The sequence below is a fragment of the Gracilibacillus dipsosauri genome, assembly GCF_003176895.1.
Classification (GTDB): domain Bacteria; phylum Bacillota; class Bacilli; order Bacillales; family Amphibacillaceae; genus Gracilibacillus; species Gracilibacillus dipsosauri.
The window spans coordinates 34,066-51,078 of sequence record NZ_QGTD01000014.1 but is presented as its reverse complement, the minus strand read 5'-3'; the positions used below and the strand labels follow the sequence as shown (position 1 = coordinate 51,078).

Below are 17,013 nucleotides of genomic sequence, written 5' to 3'. Positions count from 1 at the left end.
GCTCAATTTAAAGTTGACATTGAATTTAGGTGATGATAGTATATTTAAGGTGCTTCCGTTATCCTTGTTACTTTGGAGGATATAATAGATGTCTTATGATAAAGTGGCAAAGGTGAATATTGAGAAAATTATCGGAACAAAACAAGTAATAAAAGCCATTAAAAATGGTGAAGCAAAAGAAGTGATCATTGCTAGTGACGCAGATCAACATATTACTAGCAAAGTGTCACATGTCGCGAAAGATTACAATGTTCCCATAGCATATGTTGATTCTATGAAAAAATTAGGCAAAACATGTGGAATTGATGTAGGGGCAGCAACCGTGGCAATTAAGCAATAAAGTTTTGGCAAACCGTATAAGTTTGTGAAGGCTTTGTTTTTTGCTTTAAAATGAACCACCTGGATGTGTGGTATTACATTATGAAGAAGAGAGGAGGAACTAAACATGCCAACTATTAATCAATTGGTACGTAAAGGACGCGTTTCTAAATCTAAAAAATCTGATTCACCAGCACTTAACAGAGGCTACAATAGCCGTAAAAAACTGGCGACAAATCAAAACTCCCCACAAAAACGTGGAGTTTGTACTCGTGTTGGTACACTAACACCGAAAAAACCAAACTCTGCATTACGTAAATATGCTCGTGTTCGTTTGTCTAACCAAATCGAGGTAACTGCTTATATCCCTGGAATTGGTCATAACCTACAAGAACACAGTGTTGTGTTAATTCGTGGTGGACGTGTAAAAGACTTACCGGGTGTTCGTTACCACATCGTTCGTGGTGCACTTGATACTTCAGGTGTAGAAGGCCGTATGCAAGGTCGTTCTAAATATGGTGCGAAAAAACCTAAAAAATAAAAAGTTTAAAAGCTTGAAATAACAAAGGAAAGGAGGGGGAGATATGCCACGTAAAGGACCAGTACCAAAGCGTGATGTCTTACCAGATCCGTTATATAATTCAAAACTTGTAACACGTTTAATTAACCAAATTATGGTTGATGGAAAAAGAGGTAAAGCGCAAAAAATTCTTTATCGTGCTTTTGAATTAGTTCAAGAGCGTAGTGGTCAAAACGCTATGGAAGTTTTTGAACAAGCGATGAAAAATGTTATGCCAGTACTTGAAGTGCGTGCTCGTCGTGTTGGTGGATCTAACTACCAAGTACCAGTTGAGGTTAGACCTGAACGTCGTCAAGCGTTAGGTTTACGTTACATTGTAAACTATTCACGTCTTCGTGGAGAAAAGACAATGGAAGAACGTTTAGCTAATGAAATCCTTGATGCATCTAACAATACTGGAGCATCAGTTAAGAAGAGAGAAGATATGCACAAAATGGCTGAAGCAAACAAAGCTTTTGCACACTATCGTTGGTAATACGACGAAAATTTTTAATATAGCCTGCTCCAAAGACGCAGAAGCTACTATCCAAGTAATTAGATTAACTATATTCGAGATAGGAAGGAGAAAGATTCATGCCTAGAGAGTTCTCCTTGGAGAATACACGTAATATCGGTATTATGGCTCACATTGATGCTGGTAAAACAACAACTACAGAGCGTATTTTATTCTATACTGGTCGTATCCATAAGATTGGAGAAACACACGAAGGTGCTTCTCAAATGGACTGGATGGAGCAAGAACAAGAACGTGGAATCACGATTACTTCTGCAGCAACTACTGCTCAGTGGAAGGGTCATCGTATTAACATCATCGATACACCTGGACACGTAGACTTCACAGTAGAAGTAGAACGTTCCCTTCGTGTACTTGATGGTGCAGTAACTGTACTTGACGCCCAATCTGGTGTAGAACCACAAACAGAAACAGTATGGCGCCAAGCAACAACTTATGGCGTTCCTCGTATTGTTTTCGTAAACAAAATGGATAAAGTCGGTGCAGATTTCCTTTATTCAACAGGCACTTTAAAAGATCGCCTAGGAGCGAATGCTCATCCAGTACAGCTTCCAATTGGTGCTGAAGATCAATTTGAGGGTATTATTGATTTAATCACAATGGAAGCCTATTACTACGAGGATGATTTAGGAACGCGTACGGAAGCGAGAGAAATACCTGCTGAATTGCAAGATCAAGCAGAGGAATATCGTACAAACTTAATCGAAGCAGTTGCTGAATTAGATGAAGATCTAATGGAACGTTACTTAGAAGGTGAAGAAATTTCTAATGATGAATTAAAAGCTGCTGTTCGTAAAGCTACATTAAGTGTAGAATTCTATCCTGTATTCTGTGGATCTGCCTTCAAGAACAAAGGGGTACAATTAGTGATTGATGGGGTAGTTGATTACTTACCATCTCCATTAGATATCCCACCAATTGAAGGACATGTACCAGAGACAGAAGAGGAAGTTGTGCGTAAAGCGGACGATAAAGAGCCTTTCTCTGCCTTAGCATTTAAGGTTGCAACAGACCCATTTGTTGGGAAGTTAACCTTCTTCCGTGTATATTCAGGAACACTTAAATCAGGTTCTTATGTAAAGAACTCAACGAAGGATAAGCGTGAGCGTGTAGGTCGTATCTTACAGATGCATGCTAACTCTCGTGAAGAAATTTCTGAGGTATATGCTGGAGATATCGCTGGAGCCGTTGGATTGAAGGATACTAGTACTGGGGATACTCTATGTGAGGAGAAAAGCCTCGTTATTCTAGAATCAATGGAATTCCCTGAGCCAGTAATTTCCGTAGCTATTGAACCTAAGTCAAAAGCGGACCAAGACAAAATGTCCGTAGCACTAGGTAAACTAGCAGAAGAGGATCCTACCTTCAAAACGGAAACAAATACAGAAACGGGTCAAACGATCATTTCAGGTATGGGTGAGCTTCACCTTGATATTATCGTTGACCGTATGAAGCGTGAGTTCAAAGTAGAAGCAAACGTAGGTGCACCTCAGGTTTCTTACCGTGAAACATTCCGTTCAGCTGCAGAAGTCGAAGGGAAATTCGTTCGCCAATCTGGTGGTCGTGGTCAATATGGTCACGTTTGGATCAAGTTTGAGCCGAATGAAGAAGGTGCTGGCTTTGAATTTGTGAATAACATCGTTGGTGGTGTTGTACCACGTGAATACATTCCATCCGTTGAGGCTGGTGTGAAAGAAGCAATGGAAAACGGTGTGTTAGCTGGTTATCCATTAATCGATGTAAAAGCTACGTTATATGATGGAAGCTATCACGATGTCGATTCCAACGAAACAGCATTTAGAGTAGCAGCATCTATGGCACTTAAAGCTGCTAAAAACAAATGTAACCCTGTATTACTTGAACCAATGATGAGAGTAGAGGTAGTTATCCCTGAAGAGTATATGGGAGATATCATGGGTGATGTCACTTCTCGTCGTGGTAGAGTAGAAGGAATGGAAGCACGCGGACCTGCACAGGTTGTCAAAGCATTTGTGCCATTAGCAGAAATGTTTGGATATGCAACAGCTCTCCGTTCTAATACACAAGGTCGCGGTGTATATACTATGCACTTTGATCACTATGAAGAAGTACCGAAAAGCGTTTCAGAAGAAATTATTAAGAAAAACGCAGGTCAATAATTGATTTTTTTCACAATCTAAAGTATAACTTGTATTATAGGCTTAGCTTGGTGAGTGAACTCGCCTACTAAGCTGCGATACATGTAAATAAATTAAAAAACTTTTTACTTAATTAAAGGAGGAAATAGACATGGCAAAAGAAAAATTTGACCGTTCCAAAGACCACGTTAATATTGGTACTATTGGACACGTTGACCATGGTAAAACAACTTTAACTGCAGCAATTACAAATGTTCTTTTCAACAAATATGGTAGTGGTGAAGCTCGTGCGTATGATCAAATCGATGGTGCGCCAGAAGAAAAAGAGCGTGGAATCACTATTTCTACATCTCACGTAGAATACGAAACTGACAACCGTCACTATGCACACGTTGACTGCCCAGGTCACGCTGACTATGTTAAAAACATGATCACTGGTGCTGCACAAATGGACGGTGCGATCCTTGTAGTATCTGCTGCAGATGGTCCAATGCCACAAACTCGTGAGCACATCCTACTTTCTCGTAACGTAGGTGTACCAGCTATCGTTGTATTCTTAAACAAATGTGACATGGTAGATGACGAAGAACTTCTTGAATTAGTAGAAATGGAAGTTCGTGATCTATTAAGCGAATATGACTTCCCTGGTGATGATGTTCCAGTAATCAAAGGTTCTGCACTTCAAGCACTTGAAGGAGAAGAACAATATGTTAACGCAATTCTTGAATTAATGGATGCTGTTGATGAGTATATCCCACGTCCAGAACGTGATACTGATAAACCATTCATGATGCCAGTTGAGGATGTATTCTCTATCACTGGTCGTGGTACTGTTGCAACAGGACGTGTTGAGCGTGGTGTTGTAAAAGTTGGTGACGAAGTAGAAATCATCGGTCTTGCTGAAGAAGCTTCTAAAACAACTGTAACTGGTGTAGAAATGTTCCGTAAGCTTCTTGATTATGCAGAAGCTGGTGACAACATTGGTGCACTTCTTCGTGGGGTTGCGCGTGAAGATATTAACCGTGGTCAAGTATTAGCTAAGCCAGGTTCAATTACTCCACACACTAACTTCAAAGCAGAAGTTTATGTATTATCAAAAGACGAAGGTGGACGTCACACTCCATTCTTCTCAAATTATCGTCCACAATTCTATTTCCGTACTACTGATGTAACTGGCGTTGTTGGTTTACCAGAAGGCGTAGAAATGGTAATGCCTGGTGATAACACAGAAATGACTGTAGAATTGATTTCCCCAATCGCGATTGAAGATGGAACTCGCTTCTCTATCCGTGAAGGTGGACGTACAGTAGGTTCTGGTGTCGTAACTGAGATCATTAAATAATTGATGTAAGATAGAGGAAAACAGGTAGTGAGCACACTACCTGTTTTCTGTTTTGTTACACATAAATCAGGCTAGGAGAAGATGAAAAGTACAAGCAATACCACATTCAGAAAGCTATAATAGAAGTTTTCAAAAATAATTGATAAAATCGCAAAAAAATCCTTAAAAATGTTGCAATCACGTTGATTCTTCTATATAATATACAATGTTGGTCACAAAACAGGCGATGATGCGGAAGGTTGTTGGCACACCCGGCCCCTTTGCCATGGCGGGTGTCGAAGAAATTTTCGCGGAGAATGTCTATTTTAAAATGGGCGAAAAGGAGGGAAAATAATGGCAAAAGAAAAAATTAGAATTCGTTTAAAGGCGTATGATCACCGCATTTTAGATCAATCTGCAGATAAAATTGTAGATACGGCTAAAAGATCAGGTGCAGGGGTTTCTGGACCGATTCCATTACCGACTGAAAAATCGGTATACACGATTCTTCGTGCGGTACACAAATACAAAGATTCTCGTGAGCAATTTGAAATGCGTACACATAAACGTCTAATTGATATTGTTAGTCCAACACCAAAAACGGTTGATGCATTAATGCGTCTTGATTTACCGTCAGGTGTAGATATTGAAATTAAACTATAATATAAATTCATTTTAGGAGGTGTTACGGATGACGAAAGGAATCTTAGGTCGCAAAGTCGGCATGACTCAGCTTTTCTCAGAAGAAGGAGAATTAATTCCAGTAACAGTAATCGAAGCTGAACCAAACGTTGTGCTGCAAAAGCGTACAGAGGAAAATGATGGCTATGAAGCAATCCAAATCGGTTTTGCTGATCAAAAGAATAATCGTACAAACAAACCAGAAAAAGGACACGCGGAAAAAGCTAACACGAATCCTAAGCGCTTCATTCGTGAAGTCCGTGGCGTTAATCTTGACGAGTATGAACTAGGTCAAGAAATTAGCGTAGAAGTATTTGAAGCAGGAGATAAAATTGATGTAACAGGTACTTCTAAAGGTAAAGGATTCCAAGGTGCGATCAAGCGCCATAATCAACAACGTGGACCTATGTCTCATGGTTCTCACTATCATAGATCACCAGGTTCAATGGGTGCTGCTGCAGACCCAGCGCGTGTGTTTAAAGGTAAAAAATTACCAGGACAAACAGGTGGAGAGCAAATCACTATCCAAAACCTAGAGGTTGTAAAGGTTGATACAGATCGCAATCTTCTATTAATTAAAGGTAATGTCCCAGGTGCAAAAAAATCATTCGTTAAAATTACGAGTGCGTTAAAGGCTAACTAATCATAATTATCGAAGGGAGGATATGTCATGCCTAAAGTAGCACTATTTAATCAAAGTGGATCTCAAGTTGGTGATGTAGAAATCAATGATGCTGTATTTGGTATTGAGCCAAATAAACATGTACTTCATGATGCAGTACTTATGCAACGTGCATCACTTCGTCAAGGTACACATGCTGTAAAAAATCGCTCTGAAGTACGTGGTGGTGGTCGTAAACCATGGCGTCAAAAAGGAACAGGACGTGCGCGTCAAGGTTCTATTCGCTCCCCTCAATGGGTAGGCGGTGGAACAGTTTTCGGTCCTACTCCTAGAAGCTATAGCTATAAATTGCCGAAGAAGGTTCGTAGATTAGCGCTTAAGTCTGCTCTTTCTACAAAGGTACAAGAAGATAGCTTAGTTGTATTAGATGGAATTACGATTGAAGCTCCAAAAACAAAAGAAGTAGTAGCAATGCTTTCTTCCTTAAATGTTGATGCAAAAGCTTTAATTGTCACGGCAGAAAAAGATGCCGTATTAGCGAAATCAGCTAATAACCTACCAAATGTAAAAGTAGTAACTGTAAGTGAAGTAAATGTCCTAGACTTGCTTACGCATGACAAGCTGATCTTAACGAAAGAGGCAGCTGAAAAAGCAGGGGAGGTGCTTGCATAATGAAGGATTCTCGTGATATTATTAAGCGCCCTATCATTACTGAACACTCTGCAGATTTAATGGCAGAAAAGAAATATACTTTCGAAGTTACGAAAGAAGCAAACAAGACTCAAATCAAAGATGCAGTAGAAGATATCTTCGGTGTGAAAGTAGTCAATGTGAATACATTAAATCGTAAAGGTAAATTCAAGCGAATGGGACGATATGGTGGTTACCGTCCAAACCGCAAGAGAGCGATTGTTCAATTATCTGAAGATAGTAAAGAACTAGATTTCTTTGAATCTCTATAATTAAATCAAAAAGGAGGGAAAAAAGATGGCGATTAAAAAGTATAAACCAACCTCAAATGGTCGTAGAGGAATGTCAGTACTTGACTTTGCGGAAATCACTACAGATACTCCAGAGAAGTCTTTACTAGCACCTTTAAGCAAACGAGGTGGACGTAATAATCAAGGTAAGTTAACGGTTCGTCATCAAGGTGGAGGCCACAAGCGTAAATATCGTATTATCGATTTTAAACGTGACAAAGATGGAATACCAGGACGCGTTGCTACAATCGAGTACGATCCGAATCGTACGGCTAACATCGCATTAATCCATTATGCAGATGGAGAAAAACGTTATATTTTAGCACCAAAAGGACTTCAAGTAGGTCAAGAGGTTGTTTCTGGACCAGAAGCAGATATTAAATTAGGTAATGCCTTACCATTAATTAATATTCCTGTTGGTACAGTCGTACACAATATTGAATTAAAGCCAGGACGCGGTGGTCAGCTAGTAAGATCTGCTGGTTCACAAGCCCAAATCCTTGGTCGTGAAGGAAAATATGTATTAGTACGCTTGTCATCAGGTGAAGTTCGTCTAGTATTAGCAACTTGTCGTGCAACAGTAGGTCAAGTAGGTAATATTGAGCATGAACTAATCAATGTTGGTAAAGCTGGACGTTCACGCTGGAAAGGCGTTCGTCCTACAGTTCGCGGTTCTGTTATGAACCCTAACGATCACCCACACGGTGGTGGTGAAGGTCGTGCACCAATTGGTCGTAAATCACCTATGTCACCTTGGGGTAAACCAACACTTGGATACAAAACACGCAAACGCAACAAATCATCGGATAAATTTATTGTTCGTAAACGTAAAAAATAACGGGATTGAATGGCGGGAATTAATGCCCGTCTGCCAATCGCGAAGGGAGGCTTATTCATGGGTCGTAGCTTAAAAAAAGGACCTTTCGCAGATGATCACTTATTGAAAAAGATTGACAAATTAAACGAAGATGACAAAAAACAAGTAGTAAAGACATGGTCACGTCGTTCTACTATCTTCCCTAGCTTTGTCGGTCATACTATCGCGGTATATGATGGTCGCAAACACGTGCCTGTATATGTAACAGAAGACATGGTTGGACACAAATTAGGCGAGTTCGCTCCAACACGTACGTATAGAGGGCATGCTGGAGATGACAAGAAAACAAAACGTTAATTGAGAGGAGGTACTCCTAATGCAAGCAAAAGCTGTTGCAAAATCCATTCGTATTGCTCCTCGTAAAGTCCGCTTAGTGATTGATTTAATCCGCGGTAAAGAAGTAGGAGAAGCAATTGCGATTTTAAAGCATACACAACGCGGTGCATCACCAGTTGTTGAGAAATTAATCAACTCTGCTGTAGCAAATGCAGAGCATAACTATGAAATGAATCCAGAAGATTTATATGTATCTGAGGCGTTTGTAAACGAAGGTGTTACATTGAAACGTTTCCGCCCACGTGCACAAGGTCGTGCTACACAAATTAACAAACGCACAAGCCATATTACTGTGGTTCTATCTGAGAAAAAGGAGGGATAATCTGTGGGTCAAAAAGTAAATCCAACAGGTCTGCGTGTCGGTATCATTCGTGATTGGGAATCAAAATGGTATGCAGGGAAAGATTATGCAGATCTTTTACATGAAGATATTAGAATTCGTGAATATATTGAAGAGCGTTTGAAGGATGGAGCTGTATCAAAGGTCGAAATTGAAAGAGCAGCAAATCGCGTTAATATTTCAATTTCTACAGCTAAGCCTGGTATGGTAATTGGTAAAGGTGGTTCTGAAGTAGAAGCACTACGTAAAGCATTAAATGGCTTAACAGGTAAAAGAGTACACATTAATATCGTAGAAGTGAAAAAAGCAGACTTAGATGCGAAGCTTGTTGCTGAAAACATCGCTCGCCAATTAGAAAATCGTGTATCATTCCGTCGTGCACAAAAGCAAACTATTCAACGTGCAATGCGTGCAGGAGCAAAAGGGATCCGTACACAAGTTTCTGGTCGTTTAGGTGGAGCTGACATGGCAAGAGCAGAGCATTACAGTGAAGGAACTGTTCCACTTCATACTTTGCGTGCAGATATCGATTACGGAACTGCAGAAGCAGACACTACTTACGGTAAACTTGGTGTTAAAGTATGGATTTATCGTGGAGAAGTCCTTCCAACAAAAAACAATAAGTAAGGAAGGGGGCAACGCATTATGTTAATGCCAAAACGTGTAAAACATCGTAAACAACATCGTGGTAAGATGAGAGGTAAAGCGAAAGGCGGTACAGCTGTATCATTCGGTGAATACGGTCTTCAAGCAGTAGAATCCTCTTGGATTACTAGTCGTCAAATAGAAGCTGCTCGTATAGCGATGACTCGTTATATGAAGCGTGGTGGTAAAGTATGGATCAAAATTTTCCCAGATAAACCTTATACAGCTAAGCCTCTAGAGGTTCGTATGGGTTCTGGTAAAGGTGCGCCTGAAGGATGGGTTGCAGTAGTGAAACCAGGGAAGGTAATGTTCGAGATTGCAGGTGTATCGGAAGAAGTTGCTCGTGAAGCACTTCGTCTTGCTTCTCATAAGTTACCGGTTAAAACGAAATTCGTAAAACGAGAAGAAATTGGTGGTGAAATCAATGAAGGCTAATGAAATTAGAGAACTAACCACTGCCGAAATTGAACAAAAGATCAAATCTTTAAAAGAAGAGCTTTTCAACTTGCGATTCCAATTAGCAACAGGACAATTGGAAAACACTGCACGTCTTCGTGAAGTGCGCAAATCTATCGCACGTATGAAAACAGTAGTTCGCGAAAGAGAATTAAGCGTAAATTAACGGATAATTAAAGGAGGTTAGCCTCAGATGAGTGAGCATAATAATCGTAAGGTATACACAGGCCGTGTCGTATCTGACAAAATGGATAAAACCATTACGGTATTAGTAGAGACATATAAGTTTCACAAGCTATACGGCAAGCGTGTAAAATACTCTAAAAAATTCAAAGCTCATGACGAAAACAATCAAGCCAAAATTGGTGACATTGTACGAATCATGGAAACTCGTCCACTATCAGCTACCAAGCGTTTTCGTTTAGTAGAAGTTGTGGAAGAAGCTGTTATTATTTAATCTTAAAGTTCGCTCGGAAACGTTCCGAAGGGAGGGTAAACGAAGATGATTCAACAAGAATCTCGTTTAAAAGTAGCAGATAACTCTGGTGCGCGTGAAGTACTAACTATTAAAGTGTTAGGTGGATCAGGTCGTAAGACAGCAAACATTGGTGATGTGATTGTATGTTCGGTCAAACAAGCAACACCAGGTGGCGTTGTCAAAAAAGGTGAAGTAGTAAAAGCTGTAATCGTTCGTTCTAAAAGTGGTGTGAGACGTAAAGATGGTTCCTACATCCGTTTTGACGAAAATGCAGCAGTAATCATTCGTGATGACCAAAGTCCAAGGGGTACTCGTATTTTTGGGCCAGTAGCACGTGAACTACGTGATGCTAAGTTTATGAAAATCGTATCTCTAGCTCCAGAAGTAATATAAGGCACGTACGGAAAAAATCGTGTAGGGAGGTGCGCGTATATGCATGTAAAAAAAGGTGATAAAGTACAAGTTATTTCAGGCAAAGACAAAGGAAAGCAAGGTACCGTATTAACAGCATTTCCTAAAAAAGATCGTGTACTTGTTGAAGGTGTCAACATCGTGAAGAAACACGCTAAACCTTCACAGGATAATCCACAAGGTGGTATTTTGAATCAGGAGGCACCGATCCATGTGTCTAATGTAATGCCGGTGGATCCGAAATCTGGCGAACCAACACGCGTTGGGTATGAAGTTCGTGATGGAAAGAAAGTTCGTATCGCTAAAAAATCTGGTGAAGCTTTAGATAAATAGTATTAGCGATGAAAGGAGGTTTACTTGATGAACACATTAAAGGAAAAATACAGTAATGAAATTGTATCTTCATTAGTTGAGAAGTTTAATTATAAATCAGTAATGGAAGTACCTAAAGTTGAAAAAATTGTGATTAACATGGGTGTCGGTGATGCGGTACAAAACTCTAAAGCACTTGATTCTGCTGTAGAAGAGCTTGCTCAAATCTCTGGTCAAAAACCAGTAATCACAAGAGCGAAAAAATCAATTGCAGGTTTCCGTTTACGTGAAGGAATGCCGATTGGTGCAAAAGTAACTTTACGTGGTGAGCGTATGTTTGACTTCCTTCAAAAACTAATTGACGTATCCTTACCACGTGTACGTGACTTCCGTGGTATTTCTAAAAAGGCATTTGATGGTCGTGGAAATTACACATTAGGTGTTAAGGAACAATTGATTTTCCCTGAGATTAACTATGATAAAGTAAGCAAAGTTAGAGGGATGGATATTGTTATTGTTACAACAGCGAATTCTGACGAAGAAGCTGCTGAACTCTTAACTCAACTTGGCATGCCTTTCCAAAAATAAGTGCTAAAGCTAATATAAGGAGGGAAAAGAGTGGCTAAGAAATCGATGATCGCTAAACAAAAACGTCCAGCAAAATTTAAAGTGCAAGAATATACACGTTGTGAGCGATGTGGTCGTCCACATTCTGTAATTCGCAAATTTAAACTTTGCCGTATTTGTTTCCGTGAACTTGCATATAAAGGTCAAATTCCTGGTGTTAAAAAAGCAAGCTGGTAATCCCCGATAATTGGGAAGGAGGTAATGATAAATGGTTATGACAGATCCAATTGCAGATATGCTTACACGCATTCGTAATGCTAACATGGTTCGCCATGAGAAATTAGAATTTCCTGCATCAAATCTTAAAAAGGAAATTGCAGATATATTAAAACGTGAAGGTTTCATTCGCGATTATGAGTATGTAGAGGACAACAAGCAAGGTGTTCTACGTATTTTCTTGAAGTATGGTGCGAACGATGAGCGTGTAATTACTGGTTTGAAGCGTATTAGTAAACCAGGGCTTCGCGTTTACGCAAAAGCTGATGAGCTACCTAAAGTACTTAACGGTTTAGGTATCGCAATCGTGTCTACTTCTAAAGGTGTACTATCTGATAAAGAAGCACGTTCGCAAGCTATCGGTGGAGAAGTGCTTGCATACATTTGGTAAGATATTTTCTAAAGACAGGAGGTGCAGAGCATGTCTCGTATAGGTTTTAAACAAATTGAAATTCCACAAGGTGTGGAAATTAAAATTGACGGTGGTCATGTTACGGTTAAAGGACCTAAAGGTGAATTAAGTCGTAATTTTAATACAGATATGAAACTAAAAATCGAAGATAACATTCTAACAGTGGAGCGCCCGAGTGACAGCAAAGTTCATAAGGCACTTCATGGAACAACTCGTAGTTTAATTGCTAACATGGTTGAGGGAGTCCACAAAGGCTTCGAAAAAGCATTAGAGATTCAAGGTGTTGGTTACCGTGCACAAAAGCAAGGTAAGAAGCTAATCGTTAATGCTGGTTACTCTCATCCGGTGGAAATTGAACCAGATGCTGGAATTGAAATTGATGTTCCTTCTAATACACAAGTGGTAGTTAAAGGAATTGACAAAGAAGCTGTAGGAGCAATTGCTGCGAATATTCGTGCGATTCGTCCACCTGAGCCTTACAAAGGTAAAGGAATTCGCTACGCAGGTGAATATGTACGTCGTAAAGAAGGTAAAACTGCTAAGTAATTGCGCTTAAGTAAGATTGTTAGGTAGACAGAAAGGAGTGACCTAAGTGATCACAAAGCCTGATAAAAATGATGTTCGTAAAAAAAGACATTTACGTATCCGCAAAAACCTATTTGGTACTGCAGAGCGTCCGCGTCTAAATGTGTTTCGTTCAAACAAACACATCTACGCACAACTAATCGATGATGTAAACAATGTAACAGTAGCAAGTGCATCAACTGTTGATAAAGAATTAAGTCTAGAAGCTACAGGTAATGTAGAAGCAGCGCAAAAGGTTGGAGAGCTTCTTGCAAAGCGTGCCCTAGACAATGGATATAAAAATGTAGTATTTGATCGTGGTGGTTATTTATATCATGGTCGAGTTAAATCTCTAGCAGATGCTGCTCGTGAAGCAGGTCTTGAATTTTAATAAAAAAGGAGGGACATATGTTGCGTACTAACATCGACCCAAATAAATTAGATTTAGAAGAACGCGTTGTAACAATTAATCGTGTAGCGAAAGTTGTAAAAGGTGGTCGCCGTTTTCGCTTTGCTGCATTAGTAGTAGTCGGAGATAAAAATGGTCATGTAGGATTTGGTACAGGTAAGGCACAAGAGGTACCAGATGCGATTAAGAAGGCAATTGATGATGCCAAGAAAAACTTAATCAATGTACCGATCGTTGGTACAACAATTCCACACGAAAATGTCGGACAATTTGGTGCTGGAAGTATTTTAATGAAACCAGCTGCAGAAGGTACTGGAGTTATTGCTGGTGGACCAGTGCGTGCCGTATTAGAATTAGCTGGAATCGGAGATATCCTTTCTAAATCATTAGGATCAAACACTCCAATTAATATGGTTCGTGCAACAATTAATGGACTTAGCGAATTGAAACGTGCTGAGGAAGTAGCTAAACTTCGTGATAAGTCAGTAGAAGAATTGTTAGGATAAGGAGGGAAACTAAATGTCTAATAAATTAGAAATTACCCTCAAACGCAGTGTCATCGGTAGATCTGAAGTACAAAAAGCTACTGTTCAAACACTAGGTCTTAGAAAGATTCATCAATCAGTAGTCCGTGAAGATACTCCTGTCGTGCGAGGCATGATTAATAAAGTATCACATTTAGTAGAAGTTAAGGAAGTTTAATAAATTTCACTGTAAAGAGGAGGTGCTCGCATGAAACTTCATGAATTAAAACCATCACAAGCGAAAAAGAAACGTAATCGTGTAGGACGTGGTATGTCTTCTGGTAATGGTAAAACATCCGGTCGTGGTCATAAAGGACAAAAAGCACGTTCTGGCGGTGGAGTACGTTTAGGATTTGAAGGTGGGCAAATGCCACTATTTCAACGTTTGCCTAAACGTGGTTTTACCAATATTAACCGAAAAGAGTTTGCGATCGTTAATATCGAAACATTAAATAACTTTGATGAAGGTACTGAAGTAACACCTGAGCTTTTACTTGAGTCAGGTACTATTAGTAAAGTGAAATCTGGAGTTAAAATTCTTGGTAATGGAAATCTAGAAAAGAAACTAACAGTAAAAGCTCATAAGTTTTCTGCTTCCGCGAAAGAAGCGATTGAAGCAGCGGGCGGTCAAACTGAGGTGATTTAATGTTCCGTACAATCTCCAATTTTGTGCGTGTGGCTGATATCAGACAAAAGATTATATTCACACTTCTTATGTTAGTTGTATTTCGAATTGGTACGTTTATTCCCGTACCATTTACTGATCGAAGTGCAATTGACTTTATGAATGAACAAAATGTGTTCGGGTTAATCAATACCTTTGGTGGTGGGGCATTACAAAACTTCTCCATTTTTGCAATGGGTATCATGCCTTACATTACAGCTTCCATCATCATGCAACTACTTCAAATGGATGTAGTACAAAAGTTCTCTGAGTGGAAAAAGCAAGGAGAAATGGGACGTAAAAAAGCAGCACAGGTCACACGTTATGCTACAATTGTGCTTGCTTTTATCCAGGCATGTGCAATGGCCTTTGGCTTTAACCAAATGTCTGGAGGATTACTCATTAGTGATCCTAATATCGGAAAGTTTATTGTAATCGCCCTTGTGTTAACAAGTGGTACTGCATTTCTAATGTGGTTAGGAGAGCAAATAACAGCTCATGGTGTTGGTAATGGTATTTCGATCTTGATTTTTGCAGGTATCGTTGCTGCCATACCAAACGGTGTCAACCAAATCTATGCAAAATACTTTGGTTCTGACGCTGGAGATGATCTATTTATTAGTATCGTGATTGTAGCATTGATTGTTTTATTAGTCATTGCTATTGTTGTTGGAGTAATCTTTATTCAACAGGCGTTGCGTAAGATTCCAGTTCAATATGCTAAACGATTAGTCAACCGTTCGCCAGTAGGTGGGCATTCTACCCATTTACCGCTAAAAGTAAATGCAGCAGGGGTTATTCCAGTAATCTTTGCGATTGCCTTTATTATTGCGCCAAGAACGATTGCTGATTTCTTTCAAGACAATCAAATAGCAAACACCATCTCAGAAATCTTTGATTACACGAAACCAACTGGTATGATAATTTATGTCGCTTTAATTATTGCCTTCACTTATTTCTATACATTTGTTCAGGTCAATCCAGAGCAAATGGCAGATAACTTGAAGAAGCAAGGAGGCTATATTCCAGGTATTCGACCAGGTAAAAATACCGAAACTTATTTAACTCGTGTGATGTATCGATTAACGTTTGTTGGATCTATTTTCCTAGCTGCCGTTTCTGTATTACCACTGATTATAGGCGGTATAGCTGAATTACCACAAGCAGTTCAAATTGGTGGTACTAGTCTACTAATTGTTGTCGGTGTAGCATTACAAACGATGAAACAATTAGAAGGACAATTAGTAAAACGTAATTACAAGGGTTTTATTAAGTAAGTATGTTGTACTGGAATAGATAGAGAGCGAGGGGAAATTCGTTGAATCTTATCTTAATGGGATTGCCTGGTGCTGGTAAAGGGACACAGGCAGAAAAAATCGTAGAAAAGTATCCAATCCCTCATATTTCAACTGGAGATATGTTCAGATTAGCCATCAAGGAAGGAACAGAGCTTGGACAAAAAGCGAAAAGCTATATGGATGAAGGTGCTCTTGTTCCAGACGAAGTAACGATAGGTATAGTAGAGGAAAGATTAAGTAAGGATGATTGTCAAAAAGGATTTTTACTTGATGGTTTCCCACGAACCTTAGCACAAGCTGAGGCACTAGATGAGTTACTTGCTAAAATGAATAAATCCATTGATTATGTGTTACATGTTGATGTGGACACAGATGAATTAGTGGAACGTTTAACTGGACGTCGTATCTGTCCTTCTTGTGGAGCTACCTACCATATTAAGTTCAATCCTCCTAAGCAGGAAGGAATCTGTGACAAAGATGGAGAAAAGCTCATTCAGCGCAAGGATGACCAACCAGATACAGTTAAAAATAGATTAGAAGTCAATCTTGAGCAAACACAACCAATGTTAGACTTTTATTCAGACAAAGGAAGTCTAGTCAAAATAGATGGCTCACAACAAATTGATCAAGTTTTTCATGATATTGACGAAAAATTAAAGAATCTTATGTGATTTTTTCTTTAAATTGTTGGTATAATGATAAAGTGTACAATTTGCAAATGAGTTAACTAATAACCTAAAGTGTTGGTGATGATGGTTGAGTGAAACGGAGAGGTATCCGGAATTAGGTCAAGTTGTTCAAATCCTACAGGGACGCGAAGCAGGTCAGTTTGCAATTGTAATTAAAAAAATAGACAGTCGTTTTGTGTTGTTAGCTGATGGAGATAAACGTAAATATGACCGACCGAAGAAGAAGAATTTAAGTCATATAACGTGTACTGAATTTATATCTCCGGAGGTAAGAAGAAGCCTTCTCGAAACAGGGCGCGTAACGAATGGGAAACTACGTTATGCTATTAATAAATTTGCTAATGAAATATTGGCAGATTTGAAGAAGGGAGATCAACTCGATGGCGAAAGACGATGCAATTGAAGTCGAGGGTACTGTTATTGATACATTACCTAATGCAATGTTTAAAGTGGAATTAGAGAATGGTCATACCGTTTTAGCTCATGTTTCTGGTAAAATTAGAATGCACTTCATTCGTATATTGCCAGGAGATAAAGTAACGGTTGAACTTTCTCCATATGATTTGACAAGAGGTCGTATTACGTACCGTTATAAATAAAATGCTCCGATACAAGAGGAGGT

30 protein-coding genes are annotated in these 17,013 nt (G+C 39.3%); all 30 read left to right on the top strand.

All coding sequences use genetic code 11. The annotated features are described in order from the left end of the window. Positions 1-88: 88 nt before the first annotated feature. Positions 89-340 (top strand): 50S ribosomal protein L7ae-like protein, encoded by a 252-nt coding sequence (locus DLJ74_RS15485; RefSeq protein WP_054861128.1) that lies wholly within the window; start codon positions 89-91, stop codon positions 338-340. A gap of 105 nt (positions 341-445) precedes the next feature. After that, positions 446-859: a 30S ribosomal protein S12 gene (gene rpsL, locus DLJ74_RS15480; RefSeq protein ID WP_109985134.1), complete on the top strand. Its 414-nt coding sequence runs from the start codon at positions 446-448 to the stop codon at positions 857-859. 43 nt (positions 860-902) lie between these two features. Continuing rightward, complete coding sequence (rpsG, locus tag DLJ74_RS15475; RefSeq protein ID WP_054787928.1) at positions 903-1,373, top strand: 30S ribosomal protein S7; 471 nt, start codon at positions 903-905, stop codon at positions 1,371-1,373. Positions 1,374-1,471: 98 nt separating this feature from the next. After that, a complete protein-coding gene (gene fusA, locus DLJ74_RS15470; RefSeq protein WP_109985133.1) occupies positions 1,472-3,550 on the top strand; it encodes an elongation factor G in 2,079 nt (692 codons plus the stop codon). A 130-nt stretch (positions 3,551-3,680) separates the two neighbouring features. Continuing rightward, entirely contained in the window at positions 3,681-4,871 is a 1,191-nt protein-coding gene (gene tuf / locus DLJ74_RS15465; RefSeq protein WP_054787927.1) for an elongation factor Tu, read from the top strand. Positions 4,872-5,204: 333 nt separating this feature from the next. Further along, a complete protein-coding gene (gene rpsJ / locus DLJ74_RS15460; protein ID WP_109985132.1) occupies positions 5,205-5,513 on the top strand; it encodes a 30S ribosomal protein S10 in 309 nt (102 codons plus the stop codon). Between the two features lie 28 nt (positions 5,514-5,541). Then, positions 5,542-6,174: a 50S ribosomal protein L3 gene (gene rplC, locus DLJ74_RS15455; RefSeq protein WP_054861123.1), complete on the top strand. Its 633-nt coding sequence runs from the start codon at positions 5,542-5,544 to the stop codon at positions 6,172-6,174. Between the two features lie 27 nt (positions 6,175-6,201). Further along, positions 6,202-6,825, top strand: coding sequence for a 50S ribosomal protein L4 (gene rplD, locus DLJ74_RS15450; protein ID WP_054787925.1), 624 nt, complete (start codon positions 6,202-6,204; stop codon positions 6,823-6,825). After that, entirely contained in the window at positions 6,825-7,115 is a 291-nt protein-coding gene (gene rplW, locus DLJ74_RS15445) for a 50S ribosomal protein L23 (RefSeq protein WP_054787924.1), read from the top strand. Before rplD ends, rplW begins: the two co-directional genes overlap by 1 nt. 25 nt (positions 7,116-7,140) lie before the next feature. Next, a complete protein-coding gene (rplB, locus tag DLJ74_RS15440; RefSeq protein WP_054787923.1) occupies positions 7,141-7,971 on the top strand; it encodes a 50S ribosomal protein L2 in 831 nt (276 codons plus the stop codon). 57 nt (positions 7,972-8,028) lie between these two features. Then, a complete protein-coding gene (rpsS, locus tag DLJ74_RS15435) occupies positions 8,029-8,307 on the top strand; it encodes a 30S ribosomal protein S19 (protein ID WP_109985131.1) in 279 nt (92 codons plus the stop codon). Between the two features lie 19 nt (positions 8,308-8,326). Next, positions 8,327-8,668 (top strand): 50S ribosomal protein L22, encoded by a 342-nt coding sequence (gene rplV / locus DLJ74_RS15430; RefSeq protein ID WP_054787922.1) that lies wholly within the window; start codon positions 8,327-8,329, stop codon positions 8,666-8,668. 3 nt (positions 8,669-8,671) lie between these two features. Continuing rightward, positions 8,672-9,313 carry a 30S ribosomal protein S3 gene (gene rpsC / locus DLJ74_RS15425; RefSeq protein WP_054787921.1) on the top strand — a complete coding sequence of 214 codons (642 nt, stop codon included), beginning with the start codon at positions 8,672-8,674 and terminating at the stop codon, positions 9,311-9,313. Positions 9,314-9,331: 18 nt separating this feature from the next. Next, positions 9,332-9,766 (top strand): 50S ribosomal protein L16, encoded by a 435-nt coding sequence (gene rplP, locus DLJ74_RS15420; protein WP_054861120.1) that lies wholly within the window; start codon positions 9,332-9,334, stop codon positions 9,764-9,766. Continuing rightward, entirely contained in the window at positions 9,756-9,953 is a 198-nt protein-coding gene (gene rpmC, locus DLJ74_RS15415; RefSeq protein WP_054861119.1) for a 50S ribosomal protein L29, read from the top strand. The genes rplP and rpmC overlap by 11 nt, the downstream gene beginning before the upstream one ends. Positions 9,954-9,980: 27 nt before the next feature. Beyond that, on the top strand, positions 9,981-10,244 hold the full coding sequence (gene rpsQ / locus DLJ74_RS15410; RefSeq protein WP_054787920.1) for a 30S ribosomal protein S17: 264 nt from the start codon (positions 9,981-9,983) through the stop codon (positions 10,242-10,244). Between the two features lie 45 nt (positions 10,245-10,289). Then, positions 10,290-10,658 (top strand): 50S ribosomal protein L14, encoded by a 369-nt coding sequence (gene rplN / locus DLJ74_RS15405; RefSeq protein WP_054787919.1) that lies wholly within the window; start codon positions 10,290-10,292, stop codon positions 10,656-10,658. A 39-nt stretch (positions 10,659-10,697) separates the two neighbouring features. Next, positions 10,698-11,009, top strand: coding sequence for a 50S ribosomal protein L24 (gene rplX, locus DLJ74_RS15400; protein ID WP_054861117.1), 312 nt, complete (start codon positions 10,698-10,700; stop codon positions 11,007-11,009). A 27-nt stretch (positions 11,010-11,036) separates the two neighbouring features. Then, entirely contained in the window at positions 11,037-11,576 is a 540-nt protein-coding gene (rplE, locus tag DLJ74_RS15395) for a 50S ribosomal protein L5 (RefSeq protein WP_054787918.1), read from the top strand. Between the two features lie 30 nt (positions 11,577-11,606). After that, positions 11,607-11,792 carry a 30S ribosomal protein S14 gene (rpsN, locus tag DLJ74_RS15390; protein WP_054787917.1) on the top strand — a complete coding sequence of 62 codons (186 nt, stop codon included), beginning with the start codon at positions 11,607-11,609 and terminating at the stop codon, positions 11,790-11,792. 31 nt (positions 11,793-11,823) lie between these two features. Next, positions 11,824-12,222, top strand: coding sequence for a 30S ribosomal protein S8 (gene rpsH / locus DLJ74_RS15385; RefSeq protein ID WP_054787916.1), 399 nt, complete (start codon positions 11,824-11,826; stop codon positions 12,220-12,222). Between the two features lie 30 nt (positions 12,223-12,252). Further along, a complete protein-coding gene (rplF, locus tag DLJ74_RS15380) occupies positions 12,253-12,789 on the top strand; it encodes a 50S ribosomal protein L6 (RefSeq protein ID WP_054787915.1) in 537 nt (178 codons plus the stop codon). 46 nt (positions 12,790-12,835) lie between these two features. Beyond that, positions 12,836-13,198 carry a 50S ribosomal protein L18 gene (rplR, locus tag DLJ74_RS15375; RefSeq protein ID WP_054787914.1) on the top strand — a complete coding sequence of 121 codons (363 nt, stop codon included), beginning with the start codon at positions 12,836-12,838 and terminating at the stop codon, positions 13,196-13,198. 17 nt (positions 13,199-13,215) lie between these two features. Then, positions 13,216-13,722 carry a 30S ribosomal protein S5 gene (rpsE, locus tag DLJ74_RS15370; protein WP_054787913.1) on the top strand — a complete coding sequence of 169 codons (507 nt, stop codon included), beginning with the start codon at positions 13,216-13,218 and terminating at the stop codon, positions 13,720-13,722. A 13-nt stretch (positions 13,723-13,735) separates the two neighbouring features. Next, complete coding sequence (gene rpmD / locus DLJ74_RS15365; protein WP_054787912.1) at positions 13,736-13,918, top strand: 50S ribosomal protein L30; 183 nt, start codon at positions 13,736-13,738, stop codon at positions 13,916-13,918. Positions 13,919-13,948: 30 nt separating this feature from the next. Then, positions 13,949-14,386, top strand: a complete 438-nt coding sequence (rplO, locus tag DLJ74_RS15360; protein WP_054787911.1) for a 50S ribosomal protein L15 — start codon at positions 13,949-13,951, stop codon at positions 14,384-14,386. Then, positions 14,386-15,681, top strand: coding sequence for a preprotein translocase subunit SecY (gene secY / locus DLJ74_RS15355; protein WP_109985130.1), 1,296 nt, complete (start codon positions 14,386-14,388; stop codon positions 15,679-15,681). The genes rplO and secY overlap by 1 nt, the downstream gene beginning before the upstream one ends. Before the next feature lie 41 nt (positions 15,682-15,722). Then, positions 15,723-16,373, top strand: a complete 651-nt coding sequence (locus DLJ74_RS15350; RefSeq protein ID WP_054861115.1) for an adenylate kinase — start codon at positions 15,723-15,725, stop codon at positions 16,371-16,373. A gap of 85 nt (positions 16,374-16,458) precedes the next feature. Beyond that, positions 16,459-16,794 (top strand): KOW domain-containing RNA-binding protein, encoded by a 336-nt coding sequence (locus DLJ74_RS15345; protein ID WP_054861114.1) that lies wholly within the window; start codon positions 16,459-16,461, stop codon positions 16,792-16,794. Next, on the top strand, positions 16,772-16,990 hold the full coding sequence (gene infA / locus DLJ74_RS15340) for a translation initiation factor IF-1 (RefSeq protein WP_018934234.1): 219 nt from the start codon (positions 16,772-16,774) through the stop codon (positions 16,988-16,990). Before DLJ74_RS15345 ends, infA begins: the two co-directional genes overlap by 23 nt. The last annotated feature ends 23 nt before the right edge of the window (positions 16,991-17,013 follow it).

Coding starts and splice junctions, on each gene's coding strand:
- DLJ74_RS15485 (WP_054861128.1), top strand. CDS start 89: ATGTCTTATGATAAAGTGGCAAAGGTGAATATTGAGAAAATTATCGGA.
- rpsL (WP_109985134.1), top strand. CDS start 446: ATGCCAACTATTAATCAATTGGTACGTAAAGGACGCGTTTCTAAATCT.
- rpsG (WP_054787928.1), top strand. CDS start 903: ATGCCACGTAAAGGACCAGTACCAAAGCGTGATGTCTTACCAGATCCG.
- fusA (WP_109985133.1), top strand. CDS start 1,472: ATGCCTAGAGAGTTCTCCTTGGAGAATACACGTAATATCGGTATTATG.
- tuf (WP_054787927.1), top strand. CDS start 3,681: ATGGCAAAAGAAAAATTTGACCGTTCCAAAGACCACGTTAATATTGGT.
- rpsJ (WP_109985132.1), top strand. CDS start 5,205: ATGGCAAAAGAAAAAATTAGAATTCGTTTAAAGGCGTATGATCACCGC.
- rplC (WP_054861123.1), top strand. CDS start 5,542: ATGACGAAAGGAATCTTAGGTCGCAAAGTCGGCATGACTCAGCTTTTC.
- rplD (WP_054787925.1), top strand. CDS start 6,202: ATGCCTAAAGTAGCACTATTTAATCAAAGTGGATCTCAAGTTGGTGAT.
- rplW (WP_054787924.1), top strand. CDS start 6,825: ATGAAGGATTCTCGTGATATTATTAAGCGCCCTATCATTACTGAACAC.
- rplB (WP_054787923.1), top strand. CDS start 7,141: ATGGCGATTAAAAAGTATAAACCAACCTCAAATGGTCGTAGAGGAATG.
- rpsS (WP_109985131.1), top strand. CDS start 8,029: ATGGGTCGTAGCTTAAAAAAAGGACCTTTCGCAGATGATCACTTATTG.
- rplV (WP_054787922.1), top strand. CDS start 8,327: ATGCAAGCAAAAGCTGTTGCAAAATCCATTCGTATTGCTCCTCGTAAA.
- rplP (WP_054861120.1), top strand. CDS start 9,332: ATGTTAATGCCAAAACGTGTAAAACATCGTAAACAACATCGTGGTAAG.
- rpmC (WP_054861119.1), top strand. CDS start 9,756: ATGAAGGCTAATGAAATTAGAGAACTAACCACTGCCGAAATTGAACAA.
- rpsQ (WP_054787920.1), top strand. CDS start 9,981: ATGAGTGAGCATAATAATCGTAAGGTATACACAGGCCGTGTCGTATCT.
- rplN (WP_054787919.1), top strand. CDS start 10,290: ATGATTCAACAAGAATCTCGTTTAAAAGTAGCAGATAACTCTGGTGCG.
- rplX (WP_054861117.1), top strand. CDS start 10,698: ATGCATGTAAAAAAAGGTGATAAAGTACAAGTTATTTCAGGCAAAGAC.
- rplE (WP_054787918.1), top strand. CDS start 11,037: ATGAACACATTAAAGGAAAAATACAGTAATGAAATTGTATCTTCATTA.
- rpsH (WP_054787916.1), top strand. CDS start 11,824: ATGGTTATGACAGATCCAATTGCAGATATGCTTACACGCATTCGTAAT.
- rplF (WP_054787915.1), top strand. CDS start 12,253: ATGTCTCGTATAGGTTTTAAACAAATTGAAATTCCACAAGGTGTGGAA.
- rpsE (WP_054787913.1), top strand. CDS start 13,216: ATGTTGCGTACTAACATCGACCCAAATAAATTAGATTTAGAAGAACGC.
- rpmD (WP_054787912.1), top strand. CDS start 13,736: ATGTCTAATAAATTAGAAATTACCCTCAAACGCAGTGTCATCGGTAGA.
- rplO (WP_054787911.1), top strand. CDS start 13,949: ATGAAACTTCATGAATTAAAACCATCACAAGCGAAAAAGAAACGTAAT.
- secY (WP_109985130.1), top strand. CDS start 14,386: ATGTTCCGTACAATCTCCAATTTTGTGCGTGTGGCTGATATCAGACAA.
- infA (WP_018934234.1), top strand. CDS start 16,772: ATGGCGAAAGACGATGCAATTGAAGTCGAGGGTACTGTTATTGATACA.